The sequence below is a fragment of the Nocardiopsis sp. TNDT3 genome, assembly GCF_003427465.1.
Classification (GTDB): Bacteria; Actinomycetota; Actinomycetes; order Streptosporangiales; family Streptosporangiaceae; genus Nocardiopsis; species Nocardiopsis dassonvillei.
The window spans coordinates 1-1,135 of sequence record NZ_QPFC01001324.1; the positions used below are offsets into that span (position 1 = coordinate 1).

Sequence of the window (1,135 nt, forward strand, 5' to 3'; positions counted from 1 at the left end):
GTGGGGGCGGACGCGGTGTCCGCCCCCACACGCGTGCGCGGGGGCGGGTCGGCAGGTCACCGGCCGGGGAGGACTATCGTGTGCTCAGGCGCCCCGGTACGACAGGAACCGGACGCGCCCCACGCGTTCGGACCACGAGGGGGCACACATGGAGACGACGCAGGGACGCCCCGCCCGCCTGCGGATCGGCGTCATCGGATCCGGCCGGGTCGGCTCCGTCCTCGGACAGGCCCTCGGCCGGGCCGGGCACAAGGTCGTCGCCGCCTCCGCGGTCTCCGACGCCTCCCGTGCCCGCGTCGCCGACCGCCTGCCCACCGCGCGCGTGCTCGAACCGGCTCAGGTCGCCGAGGCCAGCGACCTCGTCCTGCTCACCGTCCCCGACGACGCCCTTCCCGAACTCGTCGAGGGGCTCGCCTCCACCGGCACCGACCTGCGCGGCAAGATCCTCGTCCACGCCAGCGGCGCCCACGGCTACGGTGTCCTGGCCCCCGCCACCCTCGTCGGCGCGCTGCCCCTCGCGCTCCACCCCGCCATGACCTTCACCGGGCGCGACGAGGACGTCGACCGCCTCGCCAACTGCGCGTTCGGCGTCACCGCGCCCGAGCAGCTGCGCCCCATCGCCGAGGCCCTCGTCGTCGAGATGGGAGCCGAACCCGTGTGGATCACCGAGGACAAGCGCACCCTCTACCACGCGGCCCTCGCCGGGGGCGCCAACCACCTGGTCACCCTGGTCTCCGACAGCGCCGCCCTGCTCGCCTCCGCCGGGGTCCCCGAACCCGGCCGCATGCTCGCGCCCATGCTCAGCGCGGCCCTGGACAACGCCCTGCGGCTGGGCATCCACGGGCTCAGCGGCCCCGTCCTGCGCGGCGACGCCGGAACCGTCGCCGGGCACATCGAGCAGCTGCGGGAGAACGCCCCCGAGAGCGTGGCCAGCTACGTCGAACTCGCCCGGCTCACCGCCGACCGCGCCATCAACGCCGGAATGCTCAAGCCCGAGGACGCCGCGCGCCTGCTCGACGTCCTCCGCCGCTGAGACGCCGCCGGGTCCGGCGCGCGCACGGCCGCCGCGACGCAGAACACCACCACGGGAAACCACCGATGACCGCACCGCACCCCGCCGCCCCCGCCCCCCTCG

At 75.8% G+C, this 1,135-nt stretch carries 1 protein-coding gene; it reads left to right on the plus strand.

Translation table 11 applies throughout. The annotated features are described in order from the left end of the window. The first annotated feature begins 148 nt into the window (after window positions 1–148). The gene (locus DQW06_RS27415) at window positions 149–1,033 is read left to right on the plus strand and encodes a Rossmann-like and DUF2520 domain-containing protein (RefSeq protein WP_013155969.1); all 885 of its coding nucleotides are present in this window, start codon (window positions 149–151) and stop codon (window positions 1,031–1,033) included. Window positions 1,034–1,135 lie beyond the last annotated feature (102 nt).

Coding starts and splice junctions, on each gene's coding strand:
- DQW06_RS27415 (WP_013155969.1), top strand. CDS start 149: ATGGAGACGACGCAGGGACGCCCCGCCCGCCTGCGGATCGGCGTCATC.